Consider the following 465-nt stretch of genomic DNA (forward strand, 5'->3'; position numbering starts at 1 on the left):
AGGTGGTGGGTCAGGCATTTCTCGCCATTCTGGCAATCGCCTTTATTGCCACACCGGGTAGTGTCCAGCGATTCGCTGACGGCATCGACAACTTCGGCGATGTACAGATCTGCCGCCGGACGACTGAGCCTGTAACCACCACCGGGGCCACGAATGCTGACAACCAGTTTCTGGCGGCGGAGACGGGAGAAAAGCTGTTCCAGGTAGGACAGTGAGATTTCCTGACGAGCCGAAATATCGGCGAGACTCACCGGCCCCTGGTCTCCATGCAGAGCCAGATCAAGCATTGCCGTAACGGCATAGCGGCCTTTGGTGGTCAACTTCATAGTGTCAGCCCCATGACGGGATTGAATCTCAAAAATGCAGAACAGAGTATGAATTGACCAACCATTTCAGTCAAGTATTCAGCGACCCACCTCATCGTCGTCTCGCACGCAATCGAAATCCTCCTCGTGGAGCGGTGGC

General features: G+C 55.3%; 1 protein-coding gene. It reads right to left on the reverse strand.

The features are described from left to right. Positions 1–326 (reverse strand): Rrf2 family transcriptional regulator (locus tag B2W52_RS14140; protein ID WP_286803636.1); only part of this gene is annotated, 326 nt, incomplete at its 3' end. Positions 327–465 lie beyond the last annotated feature (139 nt).

Origin of the sequence: Marinobacter sp. UBA2498 (genome assembly GCF_002341575.1) — a bacterium.
In the GTDB taxonomy this organism is placed as follows: domain Bacteria; phylum Pseudomonadota; class Gammaproteobacteria; order Pseudomonadales; family Oleiphilaceae; genus Marinobacter; species Marinobacter manganoxydans.